General features: G+C 60.8%; 19 protein-coding genes. 8 read left to right on the forward strand and 11 right to left on the reverse strand.

What is annotated here, in order from left to right; translation table 11 throughout:
* Positions 1-53 precede the first annotated feature (53 nt).
* Positions 54-2069, forward strand: a complete 2016-nt coding sequence (locus ACIQC5_RS10110) for a prolyl oligopeptidase family serine peptidase (RefSeq protein WP_400281201.1) — start codon at positions 54-56, stop codon at positions 2067-2069.
* 23 nt (positions 2070-2092) lie between these two features.
* Here the strand turns inward: ACIQC5_RS10110 and ACIQC5_RS10115 are convergent, their stop codons facing one another.
* Positions 2093-2770: a peptide deformylase gene (locus ACIQC5_RS10115; RefSeq protein ID WP_400281203.1), complete on the reverse strand. Its 678-nt coding sequence runs from the start codon at positions 2768-2770 to the stop codon at positions 2093-2095.
* A gap of 67 nt (positions 2771-2837) precedes the next feature.
* Between ACIQC5_RS10115 and ACIQC5_RS10120 the strand changes: the two genes are divergently transcribed.
* Positions 2838-3245: a nuclear transport factor 2 family protein gene (locus tag ACIQC5_RS10120; protein WP_400281205.1), complete on the forward strand. Its 408-nt coding sequence runs from the start codon at positions 2838-2840 to the stop codon at positions 3243-3245.
* Here ACIQC5_RS10120 and ACIQC5_RS10125 read toward each other — a convergent pair whose 3' ends face one another.
* From ACIQC5_RS10125 to ACIQC5_RS10135, 3 genes are read right to left on the reverse strand one after another with little or no spacing between them, the layout of a single operon-like run.
* On the reverse strand, positions 3246-4376 hold the full coding sequence (locus ACIQC5_RS10125; RefSeq protein WP_400281208.1) for an FAD-dependent oxidoreductase: 1131 nt from the start codon (positions 4374-4376) through the stop codon (positions 3246-3248).
* Entirely contained in the window at positions 4369-5106 is a 738-nt protein-coding gene (locus tag ACIQC5_RS10130) for a class I SAM-dependent methyltransferase (RefSeq protein WP_400281705.1), read from the reverse strand. The genes ACIQC5_RS10125 and ACIQC5_RS10130 overlap by 8 nt, the downstream gene beginning before the upstream one ends.
* Entirely contained in the window at positions 5103-6239 is a 1137-nt protein-coding gene (locus ACIQC5_RS10135) for a type III polyketide synthase (protein ID WP_400281210.1), read from the reverse strand. The genes ACIQC5_RS10130 and ACIQC5_RS10135 overlap by 4 nt, the downstream gene beginning before the upstream one ends.
* 132 nt (positions 6240-6371) lie before the next feature.
* Here ACIQC5_RS10135 and ACIQC5_RS10140 point away from each other — a divergent pair, with 132 nt between their 5' ends.
* The 3 genes from ACIQC5_RS10140 to ACIQC5_RS10150 all read left to right on the forward strand — a co-directional run bounded on the left by ACIQC5_RS10140 (position 6372) and on the right by ACIQC5_RS10150 (position 11049).
* Complete coding sequence (locus ACIQC5_RS10140) at positions 6372-8765, forward strand: ATP-binding cassette domain-containing protein (protein ID WP_400281212.1); 2394 nt, start codon at positions 6372-6374, stop codon at positions 8763-8765.
* Between the two features lie 180 nt (positions 8766-8945).
* The gene (locus tag ACIQC5_RS10145) at positions 8946-10460 is read left to right on the forward strand and encodes a purine-cytosine permease family protein (RefSeq protein ID WP_400281214.1); all 1515 of its coding nucleotides are present in this window, start codon (positions 8946-8948) and stop codon (positions 10458-10460) included.
* Entirely contained in the window at positions 10453-11049 is a 597-nt protein-coding gene (locus tag ACIQC5_RS10150; protein ID WP_400281216.1) for a TetR/AcrR family transcriptional regulator, read from the forward strand. The genes ACIQC5_RS10145 and ACIQC5_RS10150 overlap by 8 nt, the downstream gene beginning before the upstream one ends.
* A gap of 208 nt (positions 11050-11257) precedes the next feature.
* Here the strand turns inward: ACIQC5_RS10150 and ACIQC5_RS10155 are convergent, their stop codons facing one another.
* Positions 11258-11440 carry a hypothetical protein gene (locus ACIQC5_RS10155; protein ID WP_400281219.1) on the reverse strand — a complete coding sequence of 61 codons (183 nt, stop codon included), beginning with the start codon at positions 11438-11440 and terminating at the stop codon, positions 11258-11260.
* Positions 11441-11528: 88 nt separating this feature from the next.
* On the opposite strand from ACIQC5_RS10155, the gene ACIQC5_RS10160 reads away from it, so the two are divergent.
* On the forward strand, positions 11529-11960 hold the full coding sequence (locus ACIQC5_RS10160; protein ID WP_400281222.1) for a hypothetical protein: 432 nt from the start codon (positions 11529-11531) through the stop codon (positions 11958-11960).
* 57 nt (positions 11961-12017) lie between these two features.
* Here the strand turns inward: ACIQC5_RS10160 and ACIQC5_RS10165 are convergent, their stop codons facing one another.
* The gene (locus tag ACIQC5_RS10165) at positions 12018-12209 is read right to left on the reverse strand and encodes a hypothetical protein (RefSeq protein WP_400281225.1); all 192 of its coding nucleotides are present in this window, start codon (positions 12207-12209) and stop codon (positions 12018-12020) included.
* A 243-nt stretch (positions 12210-12452) separates the two neighbouring features.
* On the opposite strand from ACIQC5_RS10165, the gene ACIQC5_RS10170 reads away from it, so the two are divergent.
* Positions 12453-12860: a hypothetical protein gene (locus ACIQC5_RS10170; RefSeq protein ID WP_400281228.1), complete on the forward strand. Its 408-nt coding sequence runs from the start codon at positions 12453-12455 to the stop codon at positions 12858-12860.
* Positions 12861-12932: 72 nt separating this feature from the next.
* Here ACIQC5_RS10170 and ACIQC5_RS10175 read toward each other — a convergent pair whose 3' ends face one another.
* Together ACIQC5_RS10175 and ACIQC5_RS10180 are read right to left on the reverse strand one after the other, a co-directional pair.
* Positions 12933-13307 (reverse strand): hypothetical protein, encoded by a 375-nt coding sequence (locus ACIQC5_RS10175; protein WP_400281230.1) that lies wholly within the window; start codon positions 13305-13307, stop codon positions 12933-12935.
* 244 nt (positions 13308-13551) lie between these two features.
* Positions 13552-13806, reverse strand: coding sequence for a hypothetical protein (locus tag ACIQC5_RS10180; RefSeq protein ID WP_400281233.1), 255 nt, complete (start codon positions 13804-13806; stop codon positions 13552-13554).
* A gap of 215 nt (positions 13807-14021) precedes the next feature.
* Between ACIQC5_RS10180 and ACIQC5_RS10185 the strand changes: the two genes are divergently transcribed.
* Positions 14022-14657 carry a hypothetical protein gene (locus ACIQC5_RS10185; protein WP_400281235.1) on the forward strand — a complete coding sequence of 212 codons (636 nt, stop codon included), beginning with the start codon at positions 14022-14024 and terminating at the stop codon, positions 14655-14657.
* 2 nt (positions 14658-14659) lie between these two features.
* On the opposite strand, the gene ACIQC5_RS10190 is transcribed toward ACIQC5_RS10185, so the two are convergent.
* Genes ACIQC5_RS10190 through ACIQC5_RS10200 form a run of 3 tightly spaced genes read right to left on the reverse strand, consistent with a single transcriptional unit; the run spans position 14660 to position 17583 of the window.
* A complete protein-coding gene (locus ACIQC5_RS10190) occupies positions 14660-16120 on the reverse strand; it encodes a Fis family transcriptional regulator (RefSeq protein WP_400281238.1) in 1461 nt (486 codons plus the stop codon).
* Positions 16113-16466 (reverse strand): helix-turn-helix transcriptional regulator, encoded by a 354-nt coding sequence (locus tag ACIQC5_RS10195; protein ID WP_216925664.1) that lies wholly within the window; start codon positions 16464-16466, stop codon positions 16113-16115. Before ACIQC5_RS10195 ends, ACIQC5_RS10190 begins: the two co-directional genes overlap by 8 nt.
* Complete coding sequence (locus tag ACIQC5_RS10200) at positions 16459-17583, reverse strand: tyrosine-type recombinase/integrase (protein ID WP_400281241.1); 1125 nt, start codon at positions 17581-17583, stop codon at positions 16459-16461. The genes ACIQC5_RS10195 and ACIQC5_RS10200 overlap by 8 nt, the downstream gene beginning before the upstream one ends.
* Between the last annotated feature and the right edge of the window lie 53 nt (positions 17584-17636).

A 17636-nucleotide genomic window follows, 5' to 3' on the forward strand; every position in this document is an offset into this window, starting at 1 on the left:
GGGGACGGTGTGTCTGGTGATGTCCTGAAATCGTCCCGGCTAGGCTCACGAAGGTGAAACCCGAGCAATTGCCCTTGCTGAACTCCGTGTCCGCGCCAGCCATCCACCCCGATGGCAGCAAAGCAGTAGTGTCCGTCATCCGGCCGGATTTCGCCGCCGATTCCTATATTGGACAATTGTGGAGCGTTCCGCTCGATACGTCGAAGTACCCGCGGCGGATCACCCGTGGATTCAGGGATTCTGCACCGGCGTTCTCGCCCGATGGGCTGGTCCTTGCGTTTCTCCGGGCTGAACCTGAGGGCAAGGCGCAGTTGTTCGTTGTGGAGGCGGCAGGAGGGGAGCCCCAGCGAATCACGCGGCAGCAAGCAGGCGTCTCGAGCTTTGCATGGGCCCCTGATTCGCGCCGGATTGCCTTCACCGCAAGGGTCCCGGACGCCGGTCGCTACGGAACGGTTGACGGTGTAGGGCCCGGCAGCGAAGACGCCCGGCTGATCGACACAAACCAGTACCGGATCAATGGTGTTGGCTACACCACGGATCAACCACAGCAGCTCTTCATGGTTGACGTCCCCGAGCTCGGTGGCGAACCTGCGGTGATCCCGCGGGGCAGGGCGGCCCGTGAGCAACCAGCGGACCAGGTGACAGGCGTTCCGCAGGCCCGGCAACTCACGTTCGGCGCTACCGACCACGAAGCACCGGCGTTCTCCGCTGACGGTGCCCACCTTTTCTTTGTGGCTACGCTCCATGAAACGCACGACGACGACCTCGTCACCAATATTTACAAAGTGGATCCTGCGGGCGGACAAGCCGTTGCCGTCCTACCCAGCAACAGCCGCCCTCAGACCGTGACGGCAGTGCGGCCGTCAACCGACGGGCAGTGGATCTTCTACACCGCTGCGGACTTGGGAGACAGTGGCCGCGACTTCGTGGGGAGAAACACCGCGCTGTACGCCATGCCGAGCCGCGGGGGAGAAGCGGTAACACTGACCGACGTCGAACGTCTTGATGTGTCCGGTCCGCTGGAACCCAGCGGACCCGATGCCGTTTTGGTGCTGAACACGGCGATGGGAAGTGTGGAACTTCTTGAAGTTTCAGCCAGCGGAAACATGACGCCGTTGGTCCACGGTTCGCGAGTCGTGACGGGGGCGACTGTCGCCGCCAATGGCGAGACGGCAGTGAGTTTCCTCGACGCGTCCAGCGCGGGCGACGTCGCCTCTTTGGAGCGTGGCGAACTCCGGCTGCTCACCGATTTCTCCGCTGTGCTGCGGAACAACTCCCGCGTGAGCGAACCGATGGAGTTTGTTGCCGAACCCGCTACAGGTAACCCTGTGCACGGCTGGCTGGTCCTTCCCGACGGACCTGGGCCACATCCCGTGCTTCTGAATATTCACGGTGGACCCTTCTCTCAATACACAGGTGCGTTTTTTGACGAGGCACAGGTCTACGCAGCCGCCGGTTACGCGGTCCTGATGTGCAATCCGCGCGGTTCAGCCGGCTACGGGCAGTCCTTCGCGCGGGCCCTCAAGGAGAAAATGGGCACTGTTGACATGCAGGATGTCCTCGCCTTCCTGGACTCAGCGTTGGGCAAATTCGCTTCCTTGGACAAGGATCGTCTTGGCATTATGGGCGGCTCGTATGGTGGCTATCTCACCGCATGGGTGATCGCCCACGACCACCGGTTCAAGGCGGCAATCATTGAAAGGGGCTTCCTGGACCCGGTAAGTTTCACTGGCTCCTCCGACATCGGCTGGTTCTTCGGCGGAGAGTACACCGGAGGAACCCCGGAGCAACTCGCGGCGCAGAGCCCTATGGCCGTTGTTGGCGCCGTGACGACACCAACGCTTGTGATCCACAGCGAAAACGACCTCCGCTGCCCCATTGAACAAGGACAGCGCTATTACAACGCGCTGAAGCAACAAGACGTCGAATCCGCGCTGCTCATTTTTCCGGGCGAAGACCATGAACTGTCGCGTTCAGGTACACCTCATCACCGCAGGCAACGGTTCGAACGCATCCTTGGCTGGTGGGCCAAACATTTGCCCTCGGACGCCAACCGACCACCGGAGTAGCCGGCCTCTGCGACCTCGAGTCGTCAGTCCCGCAGGAAGCCCAACCCGCGTCGGGCATCATCGGGGGTGGCGTGAGCCCAGTATTCCGCGTACTCAGCGTTGCCGGCCAACGAACGCAATTCCGCCCTGTCCAGATAAAGAGTGCCTTGGAGGTGGTCGGTTTCATGCTGCACGATGCGTGCTTGCCAGCCCGAATACCAGGCTTCCGCGGCATGCCCGTCCGGCGTGAAGTACCGCAACTCCACATCGCGGTGCCTCGTGACCACGGCTTGGTAACCGCTAACGGAAAGGCACCCTTCATAAAACGACGCCGTCCCGGTGCCAATTCCGCGATAGCCCGGGTTGATCATGGCAAAGAATTCCAAGGATTGTCTGTCGCGCGCAGCCGCTGAAACCGGATCAACCTCAAACTTGTCTTCCAGTACGGCCAGTTGGAGGGGAACACCCAATTGCGGGGCAGCCAGGCCAACACCTGGCGCGGCACGCATGACGTCCCTCATCCGTTCGATGAGCAGGCTCAGGTCACTGTCGTCGATCTGGCCGAACACCGGCGCTGCGAGCTGTCGCAGTACCGGATGGCCTGCCTGGACAATGGCGGGCAGTTCAGGATCGTCGAGGATTCGGCGCACTGCGTCCCTGATCTGGAGGGGGTTCAGGGTAGTAGCCGGGCTGGTGGCAACCGGATGAGGCTGATGGGTCATGTCTTGAGCCTAGCGCCAGAGCCCCGTCTTGACACGACGAACCACCCGCTTGAGCTAGGCTCGTCGGATGAGCGAAACCACCCCTCTGGAATGCGTACTTGGGTTCGTCCGCGCAGTTGAAGCCGGCGCCGGCTCAGCGCAGATCCGGCCGTTCCTGGCAGATGACTTCAAGCTCACCGAGTGGCCTCATGCCTTGTCCAAGACCGGGTCCACCAGCAATCTGGAGCAGACGTTATCCGGCGCCGACCAGAGCAAGCATGTTGTTGCAGACCAGAATTTCGAGATCGTCCGGACCACCTGCCAAGACACTCGGGTGGTCCTCGAAATGAACTGGTCGGCAACCCTCCTCCTCGATCTTCCGCATTGGGACCAAGGAGACACAATTCGGGCACGAAGCACTGCCGTCTTCGAAGTGCTGGACGGCCGCATTGTCAGCCAAGACACGTATGACTGCTATTACACCCTTCCGGAATGACTAGCGCATGGTGAAGCGCCGCTCTACCAACCCGGCGATGGCCGGCACTCCTATTGCCTTGGCAAAGAGCCGGTTTCTTGCCGCGAGCACGGATGACGGCAAGGGCCGTCCCAAGGCCATGTTGAGCCCGGCCTGAGTGGAGGCCCTGGTAGCTGCCCGGTAGCGCTTCCGTTCGAAATCGCGCAGCACTTTGCCAACCGGGTGTCCTACCAAGGACGCGGCGATGATTGGCGCAAGAGCAGCCGAGTCCAGCCAGCCAAGGTTCATGCCCTGGCCACCGATGGGACTGATTTCGTGCGCAGCATCGCCAAGCAGCACGGTTCGGCCGTGGACCATGCGTTTGGTCAGCCGTGACTGTACGTCGAAGGCACTGAGCATCGTGTTACTCGCCGCCTCAACGTCTACCCCCGTTCTGGCGCCGATCAGGGTTGCCAGCTGGGCCGCCGTCGACCCTGGATCCGGAGCACCCAAACGCACCACCCAACGCCGGATCGCACCGGGCAGGGGGAACGATTCGACGATGCCGTCCGGTTCGAGATACAGCACAGCGTTACTCCCGTGTCCGGTGGTGTCCGCAAAATCGCCCATAACGTAGCAGTCCGGATAGTTGCGCGCGGGAGTGTCCGGCAGAAGCTGTTGCCTGATCCCGGAGTGTGCGCCGTCCGCGGCCACCACGAGCTTGCACGTAAACTCAAGGTGCCCCGAAGCTCCGGAGGCCTGCACGCGGACCGCACCGCCGTCGTCGTGAATGGCCTGGACCTCCGCGCCGCGCACCAGCGTTTCAGGGTCGAGCGCCGCCACCCGGCTTTCGAGCACCCGCTCCGTGACCGTCTGCGGAACGGCGAGGATGAATGGATAGAGGGCGTCTCCTGTGAACGAGATCCCCGCAACGCGGCTACCCCGGCTATAGGCGACGCCATTCTCGATGCGGACGCCTGCAGAAATCAGCGGCTCAGCGGCACCGATCGTATCCAGGACAGCCAGGGCCGGTGGATGGATGCCGATGGCCCGCGACAGTCCGCTCCTGCCATTCCGCCGCTCAAGAATGAGTACGTGATGCCCGTTCTGCAAGAGCAAAGCACCCATGAACAGTCCCACGGGCCCTGCCCCAACAATGACGACATCAAACACCGGACCTCCCGGGGTCGCCTTCCGTCTGGTGGTCGCGGCGATAGACGAGCGCGATGTGCCATGGCCCGTTGGCTTCAACCTGCCAACCAGGCGGGGCCACCGAACCAAGTTCGCGCGCAGTGTAACTGCGCCTGATGGACACCAGCCCGTCACCACAAATGTAAGAGCCAAGCCCCAAGGGCCAAAAGCCGGCCATGAACAGCACGTACGCCGCGTTGCTCCGTTTGAGGTCGTTATGGAGTGCCACATCGCCGGTTAGGAGCTCGGAATCGTGGAGGACACCGGCCAACTGCGCCGGGTCAAGGTGATGCAGGATGTGGTTGGAAATGACGACGTCGAATCGGAGGCCTTCCGAGACGAGCTCGGCGCTGTGCGCCTGACGGTAGGTGACTCCGTCCACTGCCCGCGCCGTCGATGCAAACCGGAACGCACGGTCGTCCGGATCAATCGCCGTGACGTGCAGGCGAAATCCATCTTTGGCCGCCCATCGGGACATACTTCGAGCCACGTCCCCGCCTCCACAACCGACGTCGAGCATCGACGCTGAGCCGGACCTGACAAGGATTGGCCGGATATGAAGCCGGTACTGCCGATGCCAGCCGGAGAGGAGCGCGTTGATCACAGGGAAACGGGCGTAGGTCCGGCTCAAGCGTTCGGGGTCGGCGTCGGGCCTGTCCATTTCCTCTATGGCGAGCAAGTCACGCTGCCCCAGGAACCCCCACGGCATCAGAGACCGGGCGAGACCAGGGTGAATAGTCCCGTTTCCACGGTGAGGCCGGGTCCGAACGCCATGGAACAGATCCGCTCCTCACGATCGGCGCCGGGTTGACCGAGGATAAACTTCAGGACGAAGAGCACAGTGGCACTGCTCATATTGCCGTATTCCCGCAGTGTTTCCCTTGCCGGAATCAACTGATCCTGCGTCAGCTCAAGCTTTGCTTCCACTTTGTCCAGGATGCTGCGACCTCCGGGATGGATGGCCCAATGCGTGATGTCCTGGTACGGCAGGCCTGCCAAGTCGGGCTCCCTGGCCAGCAACGGTTCTAGGGCTCCGGTGATGTGCTCTTCAATAATGTGCGGCACGTAGGACCCCAGCACCATCTCGAAGCCTTCGTCGCCGATGTTCCACGCCATGGCCTCCTCACCCACCGGAGTCAGGACCGTCTCGAAGTGGTCCAACCTGATCACCGGCTCGGGACCCTGCGGCGGCCTGGCAGTTACGACAGCGGCCGCGGCACCATCACCGAAGATCGCCGAGCCCATGATCGTGTCCGGATCGTTCGAGGTCCGAACGTGAAGCGAACACAGCTCTGCACAAATGACCAGGACGACGGCGGTAGGGTCCGCCACGCAGAACTGCTTGGCCGCCCTCAGCGCCGGAAAAGCGGCATAGCAGCCCATGAATCCAAGGTGATAGCGCTGGACCGATGGATTCAAACCCAGCGCCCTGACCACTTTGTAATCCGGGCCGGGATTGAAGAAGCCTGTGCACGACACCGTGATGACATGGGTGATTTCGTCCAAACCGATATCCGGCGTACCGGCCAGCGCGGCTTTGCCGGCTTCGATAAAGAGCTTCGTGGCCTCGTTGGCGAAGATTTCGTTGCGCACTTTGGTGCTTGGGCTGAGGACGCGGTTGGTGGACAGGTCAAAGAATCGTGGGTTTTCGGGGTGCGCGTCGAGGCTGAGCTCTTCGACAGCTGTGTAGCGGGTGTCAATGGCTGCGGAATCGAAGCAGGTGGAGACGAGCCTTGATCCGAGGCGGGTCAGACCCGGTTGGGCTGCGAAAACGTCGCGCGCCTGGGATTGCACGAGGATGGTTGGCGGAACTGCGGTTTCAAGGGACCTCACAAATACCGGCATGCTTCATTCTTAGTGAGTAAACCTCTGAAGACAATGGCAGAATCAAACGTACTGATCGATGTCGATCAGATCGACTCAGGCGCCGCAGGCGGGGGACCGCGAGGACAGCCCCGCCTTAGAGATGGAGACACCATGAGCATTGCAACGAGCACGGACACGGAATCTTCGGGGATGCACGTTGCCGACAGCCACGACATGATCCGGGTTCAAGGTGCGCGCGAGAACAACCTCAAAGACGTGAGCATCGAGATCCCCAAGCGACGTTTGACGGTGTTTACAGGTGTTTCGGGCTCGGGCAAGAGTTCACTGGTATTCAGCACCATCGCAGCTGAGTCACAACGAATGATCAACGAGACCTATAGCGCCTTCGTGCAAGGCTTCATGCCGTCGCTGGCGCGACCCGACGTCGACATGCTCGATGGTATTACCACCGCCATCATCGTCGATCAGGAGCGCATGGGTTCGAACCCGAGATCCACAGTTGGTACGGCCACCGACGCCAACGCCATGCTCCGGATCCTGTTCAGCCGTCTCGGGCAACCGCACATCGGCTCACCTAACGCCTATTCGTTCAATGTCCCCACCGTGAAGGCCAGTGGAGCAATCACCGTTGAGCGGGGGGAAGGCAAGACCAAGACTGAGAAAGCGACCTTCAACCGGCTGGGCGGCATGTGCTCGCGGTGTGAAGGAATGGGCTCCGTTAACGATTTCGATGTGACTGCTCTATACGACGACACCAAGTCGCTCAACGATGGGGCGCTCACCATCCCCGGCTACTCGATGGATGGCTGGTACGGCCGCATCTTCAGCGGCTCAGGGTACTTCAACATGGACAAGCCGATTGGCAAGTTCACCAAGAAGGAACTCCACGATCTGCTCTATCGCGAGCCCACCAAGATCAAGGTTGAAGGCATCAACCTGACCTACGAGGGCCTCATCCCGAAAATCCAGAAATCAATGCTTTCCAAGGATGTAGATGCCCTGCAGCCCCATATCCGCGCCTTCGTGGAACGGGCCATCACCTTCACAACCTGTCCCGAATGCGAAGGCACCAGGCTGAGCCCGGAAGCCCGGTCCTCCAAAATCAAGGGGAAGAGCATCGCCGATCTCTGCAAGATGCAGATCAGCGATCTCGCCGTGTGGATCCGCGAGCTCAAGGAACCTTCTGTTGCGCCTCTACTCAAGGGCCTCCAACACCTTCTCGACTCTTTCGCGGAGATCGGCTTGGGGTACCTGTCCCTCGACCGGCCCGCCGGCACGCTGTCCGGGGGAGAGGCACAGAGAACAAAAATGATCCGCCACCTCGGCTCGTCCCTCACTGATGTCACGTACGTTTTCGACGAGCCCACTATTGGTTTGCACCCGCATGACATCGAGCGCATGAACCAATTGCTGCTGCAGCTGCGGGACAAAGGCAACACGGTTCTCGTCGTCGAGCACAAACCGGAAACCATCGCCATTGCCGACCACGTCGTCGATCTCGGTCCAGGTGCCGGTACGGGCGGAGGTACCGTCTGCTTTGAAGGCAGCTTGGAAGGATTGCGGAGGAGTGACACCATCACCGGCCGCCACCTTGACGACCGCGCTTCCATCAAGGAAACCGTCCGGCAGCCCTCGGGTGCCATGGAAGTCCGGGGAGCTTCGACTCACAACCTGAAGAACGTGGACGTCGATATCCCGCTCGGCGTGCTCTGTGTTTTGACCGGCGTGGCCGGGTCCGGCAAGAGTTCGCTGATCCATGGCTCGGTGGCAAACCGTGAGGGCGTCGTCGTCATCGATCAAGGTGCCATCCGTGGTTCGCGTCGGAGTAACCCGGCAACCTATAGCGGCCTGCTTGATCCAATTCGCAAGGCATTCGCGAAGACCAATAACGTGAAGCCGGCTCTCTTCAGCTCCAACTCTGAGGGTGCTTGCCCTACGTGCAACGGAGCAGGCGTTATCTACACGGACTTGGGCGTCATGGCCACTGTTGAGTCCACTTGCGAGGAGTGCGAAGGCAAGCGCTTTCAGGCTTCCGTTCTTGAGTACAGGTTGGGTGGACGCAATATTGCAGAGGTGCTTGCAATGTCTGTCACTGAGGCTGAGTCGTTCTTCAGTGATGGCGAAGCACGAACTCCGGCCGCCCACAAGATCCTCGACCGCCTTGCCGACGTGGGCCTTGGCTACCTGACACTGGGCCAGCCTCTCACCACACTGTCCGGCGGTGAACGCCAGCGCCTTAAGCTTGCCACCCAGATGTCGGACAAGGGCGACGTCTACATCCTGGACGAGCCGACAACGGGCCTCCACCTCGCCGACGTCGAAAACCTGCTCGGCATGCTCGATCGCCTGGTCAACTCAGGTAAGTCGGTCATCGTGATTGAACACCACCAGGCCGTTATGGCGCATGCGGACTGGATCATCGACCTCGGCCCAGGCGCGGGTCACGACGGCGGTCAGATCGTCTTCACCGGTACGCCGGCGGATCTCGCGGCAGGTCGGGCAACGTTGACAGGCAAGCATTTGGCGGCCTACGTAGCCAACTGATCAGGCGGCTTGGTTGCAGCTCAGGTGACCGCGGTTGATTTCTCACAGCCGCGGGTCGCCTGAGCTTTTTAATCTTCAGTTAGCGGTGCGCCATATCCATGAACCATCTTGATTGAATTTTCAGTCAGGATTACAGTTGAGGCATTGCATCAGCGTGATGCAGCTCACGAAAGGTTTCCCATGATCAGCATGCGCCTCCGCAATGACGCGGAATCAGCCGGTGCGGCATCACAGCACAAGGATCGTTTTGGCCGGATCGAGTCGGTCGGCATTGAGTTCATTCCCGACGAAGAGCGCACCTCCAGGCCCCGGAACCTCTTCACTGTCTTCTTTGGCGGCAACTTCGCCTTCTCAGTGATCGTTTTCGGCTGGCTGCCCATAACGTTCGGCCTCGACTTTGTGGGAGCCGCAACGGCCAGCCTCGCGGGTCTCGTTGTTGGCACCGCCCTTATCGCCCCGATGGCTCTACTCGGGCCACGGACTGGAACCAACAACACCGTTTCCAGCGCCGCTCATTTCGGCACCCGCGGCCGGCTGATCGGCTCAGGCCTCACCTTGCTCTTTGCCCTGGCGTACGCTGCGATCGCCGTCTGGACTTCGGGCGACGCCTTGGTAGCGGCAGCCGAGCGGCTGCTGGGCGTGCCCGTTGACGGTACGACCCTGGCGGTTGGTTACGCCTTGATCTCCGTGGAAATTGTGCTGGTTGCACTATTCGGTCACGGAACCGTGGTGGCCATGCAGAAGTTTGTAGCCCCGGTAGTGGGAGCCTTGCTGCTGCTTGGCGTCATCGCGTTCGCCCCCGACTTCAGCCCCACCACAGTTCAGGCCGATTACCTGCTGGGCGATTTTTGGCCCACGTGGATCCTTTCCGCCGTGATTTCAGTAGGCGGACCACTCTCATACGCACCTACCCTCGGGGACTACAGCAGGCGCATCTCACGCACGCGACACTCCGACCGATCTGTCGTCATCGCTACCTGCCTCGGCGTCTTCCTCGGCCTGTTTGTTACAGCTCTTTTCGGTGCCTTCACGGCCTCGGCAATGCCGGAGCTGGGCGGCTCCTATGTTGCAGACCTCGTAAAATCATCGCCTGCCTGGTACCTTTTGCCGATCCTGTTGATCGCCCTGGCCGGGGGACTGGGCCAAGGCGTACTGAACCTCTACGCCAGCGGTCTGGACCTCGAAGCCCTCTTCCCGCGCTTGCGTCGCATCCATACAACCTTGATAACCTCCGTCATCGCCGTGGGGCTCCTGTACCTCGGGGTGTTTGTCTTCAACGCAGTGGACTCGATCACCGCCATGACGCTGGTTCTCAACGGATTCGCCGGGCCCTGGGTGGTCATCAACGTTCTGGGATTCCTGATCGCCCGCAGGGGTAAGTATCACGCCGCCGACCTCCAGCTCTTCCGGGCGGACGGCCCACGCGGCAGGTACTGGTTCTGCCACGGATGGAACTTACGTGCCGTGATTCCCTGGGCAATCGGTTCGACGTTCGGTGTGCTGGCGACGGAAACATCCCTTTACTCCGGGCCCTTGTCCCACATCGGCGGGGGAGTAGACCTTAGCTTCATCGGATCCACCCTCATCGGCGCAGTCGGCTATCTGATCGCCTTGCGATTCTGGCGCGAAACGGCCACCACGGGGGAGTTCGCACAAGAGCAATGCGAGCACGTACTAATGTCAAACCATGAGTGACAAACTAACCAAGATCCTCAACGCCAGCACCGCCTGCATTGCCAGGAACGGAGTCCGGGGGATGCGGGTCAATGATGTGGCAGCTGAGGCCGGGGTTTCGGCGGGTCTTCTCTATTACCACTTCACAGACCGGGCCGGACTGCTGGCTGCGACTCTTGAACACATCAACAAGCAGGTCAGCAAGGACGACGCTGCACCCTCAACGCTGGACGCCGAGGGGCGCAAGCGGCATTTCCGCCACCTGCTGCTCGACGAAATCAAGGACGACGCCGACGTGCGCCGGAACTCTGTGGCGTGGAATGAATTGAGGGCCTGTTCCATCTTCGAGTCGGAACTGGCAGAGCCACTGTCACAGACGACGACGGAATGGAACCGCGCGATTGCCAGAGCCATCCTGGACTCCAGCGAAGGAACCAGCACCGAGGAAGCCGCCGTCACGGCCGAGATACTCACCAGCCTTGTGGAAGGGATCTCCGGCCGATGGCTCAACGGCTTCATTACCACCGAGCATGCACACTCGCTCCTGACGACAGCGATTGACGCATTGGCCGCGGCGCGCCCGGCGACTTCGCGGGAATCCGTCGTCTAGTTTCGGGGATATTCACCCAGCGGATGCCGCACGTATCGAGTGCAGCATCCGCTGCGTGAGGCTGTTTTGTTGGCCACTTCCAGCTTCGTTGAACTTCATTGAAAAAACTGGCATGCACGGTTATTCGTGGGGCTGGAGTAGGCGGCCTTGGAGGACACGTCACCTAGATAGAGCTGCCTGTCTGGGCTGCAACCCGCCCAGGCCGATACTAGGTGTCGTCATCGATGGCGAGTTGGCGGAGCGTCTCCGTCAACACAATGCGAAGTTGATGGGCGTCGAAGTACTCCAGACCTTCTCCCGGGGCGTAGAGCGAAAGCGCGTAAAGCAGATCGTCCAACTGTTCATCGTCGAGGTGCTCCTCAATGAGGACGCCTTCCAGCTCCTGTGCCAAGTTTTAGCAGCTACTTCTGCTCCCGTCGCTCAACGTGCCTGCGCGGGCGTTCATGGGCCGGTAGTAGGGTGCGTGAGACACTTCGTCTATGGAACAGCCCATACTCGTGACCTCTATTCGACGTCCTTGGCACAGGGGGATCGCTGTGGTCACGGGCCCTGGTCAGACGGAGGACTTTCCAGAGATCGAACCGGATCGGCCCTTCTGTTCGACCTCGGGAGCACTGGTCATCATGGTGCGGCACGCCCAGGACATTGATGATATTGATCTTGGTTTCGCAGAGGTGACGGTGTCGATAGCCCTGCATCAGAACGAGGTGGTGCCGGAGGCCGGCTATCACGCAGTGGGTGGGGGCGTCCTGTCGACTCCAGAGGGGACACTGTCTGTGGGAGATGCCGATATGGAAGTTGTTGTTCCGGCCCAAAAGGGGATAACCCAATTCCGGGTCAGTGTCGCCGATCCTGCGGAATCGTCACCCGAGCACGTAAGGGTCGATCTCTGGCCCAGCGGAACGTCATAGAGCTCCCTGAAGATACGTCCGAAATGGGCGTCTCCCTGAAGGCCTCCGGATGCCGAGCTATTTGCGTCTTGTGTCCTGGCGTTCGGTTCTCGCCGTGGCGACGTATTGGGCATGGGCGGCTGCCCAGTCGGTGGCGTGGCGTTCGATGGTGGTCGGGGAGTAGCCGAGCGTTTCGGCGATGATGGCCACTAGTGCGAATTTGGTGAGTTCGTGGAGGGTCCCGAGCCGTGCGGCCCGGGTGCTGAACAACTCACTGAGGCGCGTTGTGTGAGGTGTCCGGGGTGGGTGTGTGCCATGTTTTCAGCCTGTTGTCCGAAGATGAGGATGAGGATCGCGGCGGCCCTGTCACGTGCTTCGAGTCCGTTGGCGTCGATGTTCTTTTAGCTGCTTCTACTCCCGTGGGTTGACTGGCAGCGAGACGTGTTGATGTGGGACGAGTTGGAGGCCTTGGATTTCAATTTGCATTGGTGCTGTGACCACTAAACTGCGGTTATGGAAGTCCTTCCCACGGTGGCGATAGGGATCAATCTGTGTGTCGTGCCGACGGCGGAAGGCGGACGGGACACACCTCTGCTAGGTGGCTCCGCCTTGAAATCTAGATTCAGCTACCGACCGAACTGGGGCTTGCCTGGCTGGGCCGACGGCGAACAAGCGGGTGCACCAGTATTGGGCTTCTCTGGGGAGGACATTCAGCCGGGTGAAACAGTTCGCGCTGTAATCGCTCCCTTCTTCTTTGAAGGTGTGCCAGCTTGGCGGGACATTTTGCCGGGCGATGAGCTGCGCATGTACGAAGGTCTACGCATCTGTGGGCGTGGAACCGTGATTTGGGTGACGCCCTCTACCTGGCCGATGCCCGACGAGGATCAAGTGCGGTTTATCCGCTGGCTCGAAACCGGATAACTGGCGTGTCAATCATCATCCCAGTCTGATGGCCGGTCGTCCCGTGCGCCGCCAACAATAGGGCACCAGCAATTAGGGTAGCCATTCGATTTGTGGTGGCGTCGAGATCAACGAGATCTGCCCGAAGTCTCCGTCCATCGACCAGACGTTGTCCTTGAACTGCAGGACATCGAGTGATCCGTAAACGATCTCACCACTGGCGTCAGTTGCGGGCGTAACTCTGCTTTGCGCGGTCCAGTGCAGTTCGCTCACTGACGAGAACACGAGGCTGCCCCTCTTGTAGCAGTACTGCTCTCCGGGTTTGGGGTTGCTGTAGTCCGGGTGACGTTCTCGGAGAACGAAGTCCAAGAGCACTTCCAGGCGTCCTGGCGAAGCGTTCATCGACAGAATCCAGCTGTCTTCGAGGTAAACGTCCTGGAGATGGTCCAGCTTCCAGTAGGGATTCATTCTTGCTTTTGCCCTGTCTTTGTCATGGTTGGTTCCTCTCCGGCGCTGTCGAGGCGATGTATTGAGCGTAATTGGCTGATGAGTCGATGGCGTGGCGCTCGATGGTGGCGGGGCTGTAGCCGAGAGCCTCGGCGATGATAGCTACCGGGGCGAGTTTGGTGAGTTCGTGAAGGGTTCCGAGCCTGGCCGCCCGGCTGCTGAAAGCGGTGCTGAGTCTTTGAGTGAGGGTTGAGGCCCGGAGATGTCAGCCCGGGGAGCCACCGCGGAATACCCAATTGCTGTTGGGGTGAGCAGCTGTCTGGTCGTGGGCTGGGAAAGCTGCGAGTTCACGCCAAGGCTCATCGAGCGGTTCCCTGAGGGCTATCTCCACAGTTCCGAGGGTTATCGTGACGAGTTCCTCTGTCACCGTGACGTTGTCCCACCTCAGTTGCACGATGTCGGAGACCTGCTGGCCGAAGACCATGACCAGGATGGCTGCTTCGCGATCCCGGGGGTTCATGTCGGTAGTGTGGCTCAGGCTGTGCACGACTTCTGTTTGCCTGGCGGCGTCCAGCCGGGGGCTAGTGCCGCGGCGGTGACGAGTTCTCTCATCTACTTCTACTCGTCCTACTTAACTGGCATGCGCGGTTATTCATGAGCCGGGAGTAGGCCCATTCCGGGTGGCTGGCAACGCCTTCGAAGTGGAAGTTTTCCCTGACCGCCTATGCTGAGCCAATGGGTTTTGGTCGTGAGTCGAGGCGTGTTCGTGATGAGTCGCTGCCGTTTAGCCATCGCTTTATGTCCCTTGGTTCCTGGATCCAGCAGGCGCAGCCGATCGGCTTTGAACCCGCTTGGGCATACCTTGAGGCGAAGTTGAATCTTTCTTGGTATGAGCCGGACTTCTTGTTGCCAGCGATGGATATGTTGGAGGCAGAACGAGCGATTCATCTCCGGATTGCCGCGGAGTATGCCGACCTTCGTAGGCTGCAGAAGGCTGCCGGCCATCGGTCTCCGCCGCGGGACCAAGTTACCCCTATCGAGCCGCGCCGCTGGCACGGCGATGAACGGGCTGGCGCACGACATGCGCTGGAATCATGGCTCCGGCGCGTAGGCCTGGCTCTTTCCGACCCTTACGAGCGAAGAATCCGCGGTGTGGTGGAAGATGCTCTCTCAGGATCAACGCTGACAAAGCTTGACACTGACGAGCTCCAGTCACTTCTTGATGGCGCGCGCGCCCAAAGTGCAGGCTTCGCAGGTGGCACGGTTCCGTATCGGAATGCCTTGTCCTATCGTCAGCCTCTTGGGCACTTGTTTTTGATGTTTCATGAGGTTCCTTCCGTCGGGAAGCCCTGGAATTTTCGAACCCCTTAGATTCAGGTTGCCTGCTTTCGGGCGGCGATGTACTGGGCGTAGGCGGCGGCTGAGTCTGTTGCGTGGCGTTCGATGGTGGTGGGGGAGTAGCCGAGGGTTTCGGCGATGATGGCCACGGGGGCGAGTTTGGTGAGTTCGTGGAGTGTTCCCAGGCGTGCGGCGCGGGTGCTGAAGAGTTTGCTGAGGCGGGTCGTGAGGTGTCCTGGGTGGATGTGGCGTCCGGGTGATGCTCCGCGGAACACCCATTTGGTATTTGGGTGCGCGGCGGTCAGCTCGTGGCCCGGGTTCGCGGCGAGCTCCCGCCATGGCTGTGCTAGAGGGTCTGGCAGTGCGATCTGTATGCTGCCGAGCTGAATGGTGACTAAATCATCAGTGACGCTGACGTCGTCCCAGGTGAGCCGTGCGATGTTTTCGGCTTGTTGTCCGAAGACGAGGATCAGGATGGCCGCGGCGCGGTCGCGGGTTTCCAGTTCTTTGGTGTGGATTACTTGGTGGAGTGCTTGGTCTTGTCCAGCCTTGGGGAGTCGTGGGCTGGTGCCGCGGCGGTGCGGAATGATGGTGGGCCCGGCGGGGGCGGTTTTGGTTTTGATGGCCCATTTGAGGAAGCGCTCAGCGATGCGTCTGGTTGTGGGTCCTTCGGCTTGCCAGACGTCCAGGTGGGGTTGCTGCAGGTCGGGGAGCTTGATGTCATGACTGGTGAGCCAGTTCAGGAAGTCGATGGCGACGGTGACTTCCTGCTTGGCACGAAGAAAAGTGCCGCGCGTAACTTCGTCCATGACATTCATGCGCCGTTGGTGGTGCCAGCGGATGTAGCGGCGGATCACGTCAAGGTGCTGAGGGTCGCTGACGCGTTCCAGGGCCTGTGCTGCCCAGTTGTCGTAGCGCGTCAGGAATGCATTTCGTTGGGGGAGCACGCCGTGTTCGATGAGGAGCCCCCGGACGTATTCGCGGGTGCGCGAGTCGGGTAGTTCGTCAAAAGTGTCGTGACTGATTCTGGGTGCGACGGCGAGGTTTCGAAGGAAGTCTGTGACGTGCTTTTGCCGGATCCAGGTCATGCCGCTGTTGGCCCGTTTCATTGACTTCAATGCCGCTGCCAGCGGGATCAGTTCCGTTGCCATGATTCCCGTAGTCGGGTTGGTCAGCAGGTCGTCGACGATGTCGCCGAGGACGCAGCCCCAGCAGCGTGCACCGGTATAGAGTTCGTCTTCGGCGCCGCAGCTCTGGCAGTCGATATTGAGCCGAACGCCTGAACAGTTCCGGCATGCAGGCCGCTCATCGACGATTCCGGGCAGGACGCCTTCGTGGCCGCAGGCGCAGACCCCGCGGGTGCGTTTTGCCTGCTGGTAGCAGTAGCCGCAGACTCCGCCGTCGGGCCAACGCGCGACTGTTTGGTGGTGCTGGCCGCAGCGGCCGCAGGGGACCGGCCAGCGGGTGGGGTCCTCTGCTTTGCGTGGCCTACTCACCGTCTTCGGGAGCGACGAGTCGGACGCGTCGTGCGATCGGGTTTCCTGGTTGGATGCCGAGGTCTTCGCTGCGTTTCGGGGCGTTCGCTGTCGCTGCGGCGCGCATTTCCACGAAAGGTTCGAACAGGTCGTTGGGTGTGCAGTCCAGGATGTCGCAGAGCGCGGCGAATGTCCTGGCCGGAATGCGCTCCGGCGTGGAGGTGACCAGCCTGTAGACCTGGCTTTCGGAAAGGTTGATGCCACGGGATTTCAGGAGCGGCATAAGTTCGGTGGTCTTCCAGAGGTTCTGCTTTGCCATCAGGGCTCGCAGGTTCCAGCGGTAGCCGATCCGGCGCTGTTCAGGCATCTGGGTCCTCCAAGTTCGCGATGCGGCGTGCAATCATCTGCTGCACGGTTTTCTGCTTGAAGTCCGACGATACCGAGGTATAGAGCCCGGTAGTCGACGCATAGGAGTGGCCAACCTGCGTCTGCACGAAGGCCGCGTCATAACCGGCTTCGATCAGGTGGGTCACGTAGGAATGCCTGAGGCAATGCAGGCCCAGCTCTTGGGGCAGACCGACGGCATCCCGCGCGGCAGCGAACGCATCACCGAACGAGCCCAGGGACATCCGGGCGCCACGCTCGCTGGGCCACAGCGCTGAGGACCGTTCAGCGGTCGGAAACTGTTGCCGCATGCCGCCGGCTGTCCAGGTCTTGAGCTGGTCCACAACCCAGTCGAACTCCGGAACGGTCAACACGGTCCGCCTTCTGGGTCCTGAGCCTGCCGTGCCTTTGGCGAATCGGACCTGGACGGCTCCGAACCGGCCGTAATCGCTGACGTGTGGGTTCGGGCCGAAGTCCTCCAGGTCCAGCATGGTCATTTCACGGCGGCGAAGCCCGTAGGCGTAGCAGACCTTGAACGCCACCGAGTCCCGGAACAGGGGCAGCCAGCGTTTGCTGCCGGCGGCATATTCCCTGTCAACAAGGTCATCTAGGTAGTCGAAAAGCCGCTGCAGTTCCGCCTTCGTGAACGAGCGCTTCTTCGCCGGGACAGCATCATCGGTGGTGTGCCGTGGCGTGTTCCACTCGAAGCAGATCTGGCTCGGTATATCACCGAAGGTCCGTTCGCAGAACTCGCCCCAGCCATAGCCGGGATGCGTCAGGAATGAGCAGAACATCGCCACAGCGTTGCTGTACGAGCGCAACGTCTTCAGGCTGATCGGCTTCTCGCCAGAACGCAGATCGGCCAGGAAATCATCGATGTCCGCGGGGCGCCATTGCCACGGAAATTCACCCGTGAACCGCTGAAAACGCTCCAGCAGCTGGCAGCGCTGCTTGATGGTGTCCGTCGTGAGGCCACGGGCAAGCATCTGCGCCCGCCAGCCATCCAGCATGGCCGTAAAAACCCGTTCATCAGCACGGAAGAGCCCAATGTCCGGATCCACCAGCATCCGCGGGACAAAACCCGGAACGGCACCACTCACAACGACCCCTAAACCATGGAAACATGCATTAGATGCAGGAAACCTACAGGCGC

Origin of the sequence: Paenarthrobacter sp. NPDC092416 (assembly GCF_044755025.1) — a bacterium.
Taxonomy (GTDB): domain Bacteria; phylum Actinomycetota; class Actinomycetes; order Actinomycetales; family Micrococcaceae; genus Arthrobacter.

Bases quoted from the DNA above. Each gene is read 5' to 3' on its own strand.
- ACIQC5_RS10115 (WP_400281203.1), bottom strand. From the start codon at position 2,770: ATGACCCATCAGCCTCATCCGGTTGCCACCAGCCCGGCTACTACCCTG.
- ACIQC5_RS10120 (WP_400281205.1), top strand. From the start codon at position 2,838: ATGAGCGAAACCACCCCTCTGGAATGCGTACTTGGGTTCGTCCGCGCA.
- ACIQC5_RS10135 (WP_400281210.1), bottom strand. From the start codon at position 6,239: ATGCCGGTATTTGTGAGGTCCCTTGAAACCGCAGTTCCGCCAACCATC.
- ACIQC5_RS10140 (WP_400281212.1), top strand. From the start codon at position 6,372: ATGAGCATTGCAACGAGCACGGACACGGAATCTTCGGGGATGCACGTT.
- ACIQC5_RS10145 (WP_400281214.1), top strand. From the start codon at position 8,946: ATGATCAGCATGCGCCTCCGCAATGACGCGGAATCAGCCGGTGCGGCA.
- ACIQC5_RS10150 (WP_400281216.1), top strand. From the start codon at position 10,453: ATGAGTGACAAACTAACCAAGATCCTCAACGCCAGCACCGCCTGCATT.
- ACIQC5_RS10160 (WP_400281222.1), top strand. From the start codon at position 11,529: ATGGAACAGCCCATACTCGTGACCTCTATTCGACGTCCTTGGCACAGG.
- ACIQC5_RS10170 (WP_400281228.1), top strand. From the start codon at position 12,453: ATGGAAGTCCTTCCCACGGTGGCGATAGGGATCAATCTGTGTGTCGTG.
- ACIQC5_RS10175 (WP_400281230.1), bottom strand. From the start codon at position 13,307: ATGAATCCCTACTGGAAGCTGGACCATCTCCAGGACGTTTACCTCGAA.
- ACIQC5_RS10180 (WP_400281233.1), bottom strand. From the start codon at position 13,806: ATGAACCCCCGGGATCGCGAAGCAGCCATCCTGGTCATGGTCTTCGGC.
- ACIQC5_RS10185 (WP_400281235.1), top strand. From the start codon at position 14,022: ATGGGTTTTGGTCGTGAGTCGAGGCGTGTTCGTGATGAGTCGCTGCCG.
- ACIQC5_RS10195 (WP_216925664.1), bottom strand. From the start codon at position 16,466: ATGCCTGAACAGCGCCGGATCGGCTACCGCTGGAACCTGCGAGCCCTG.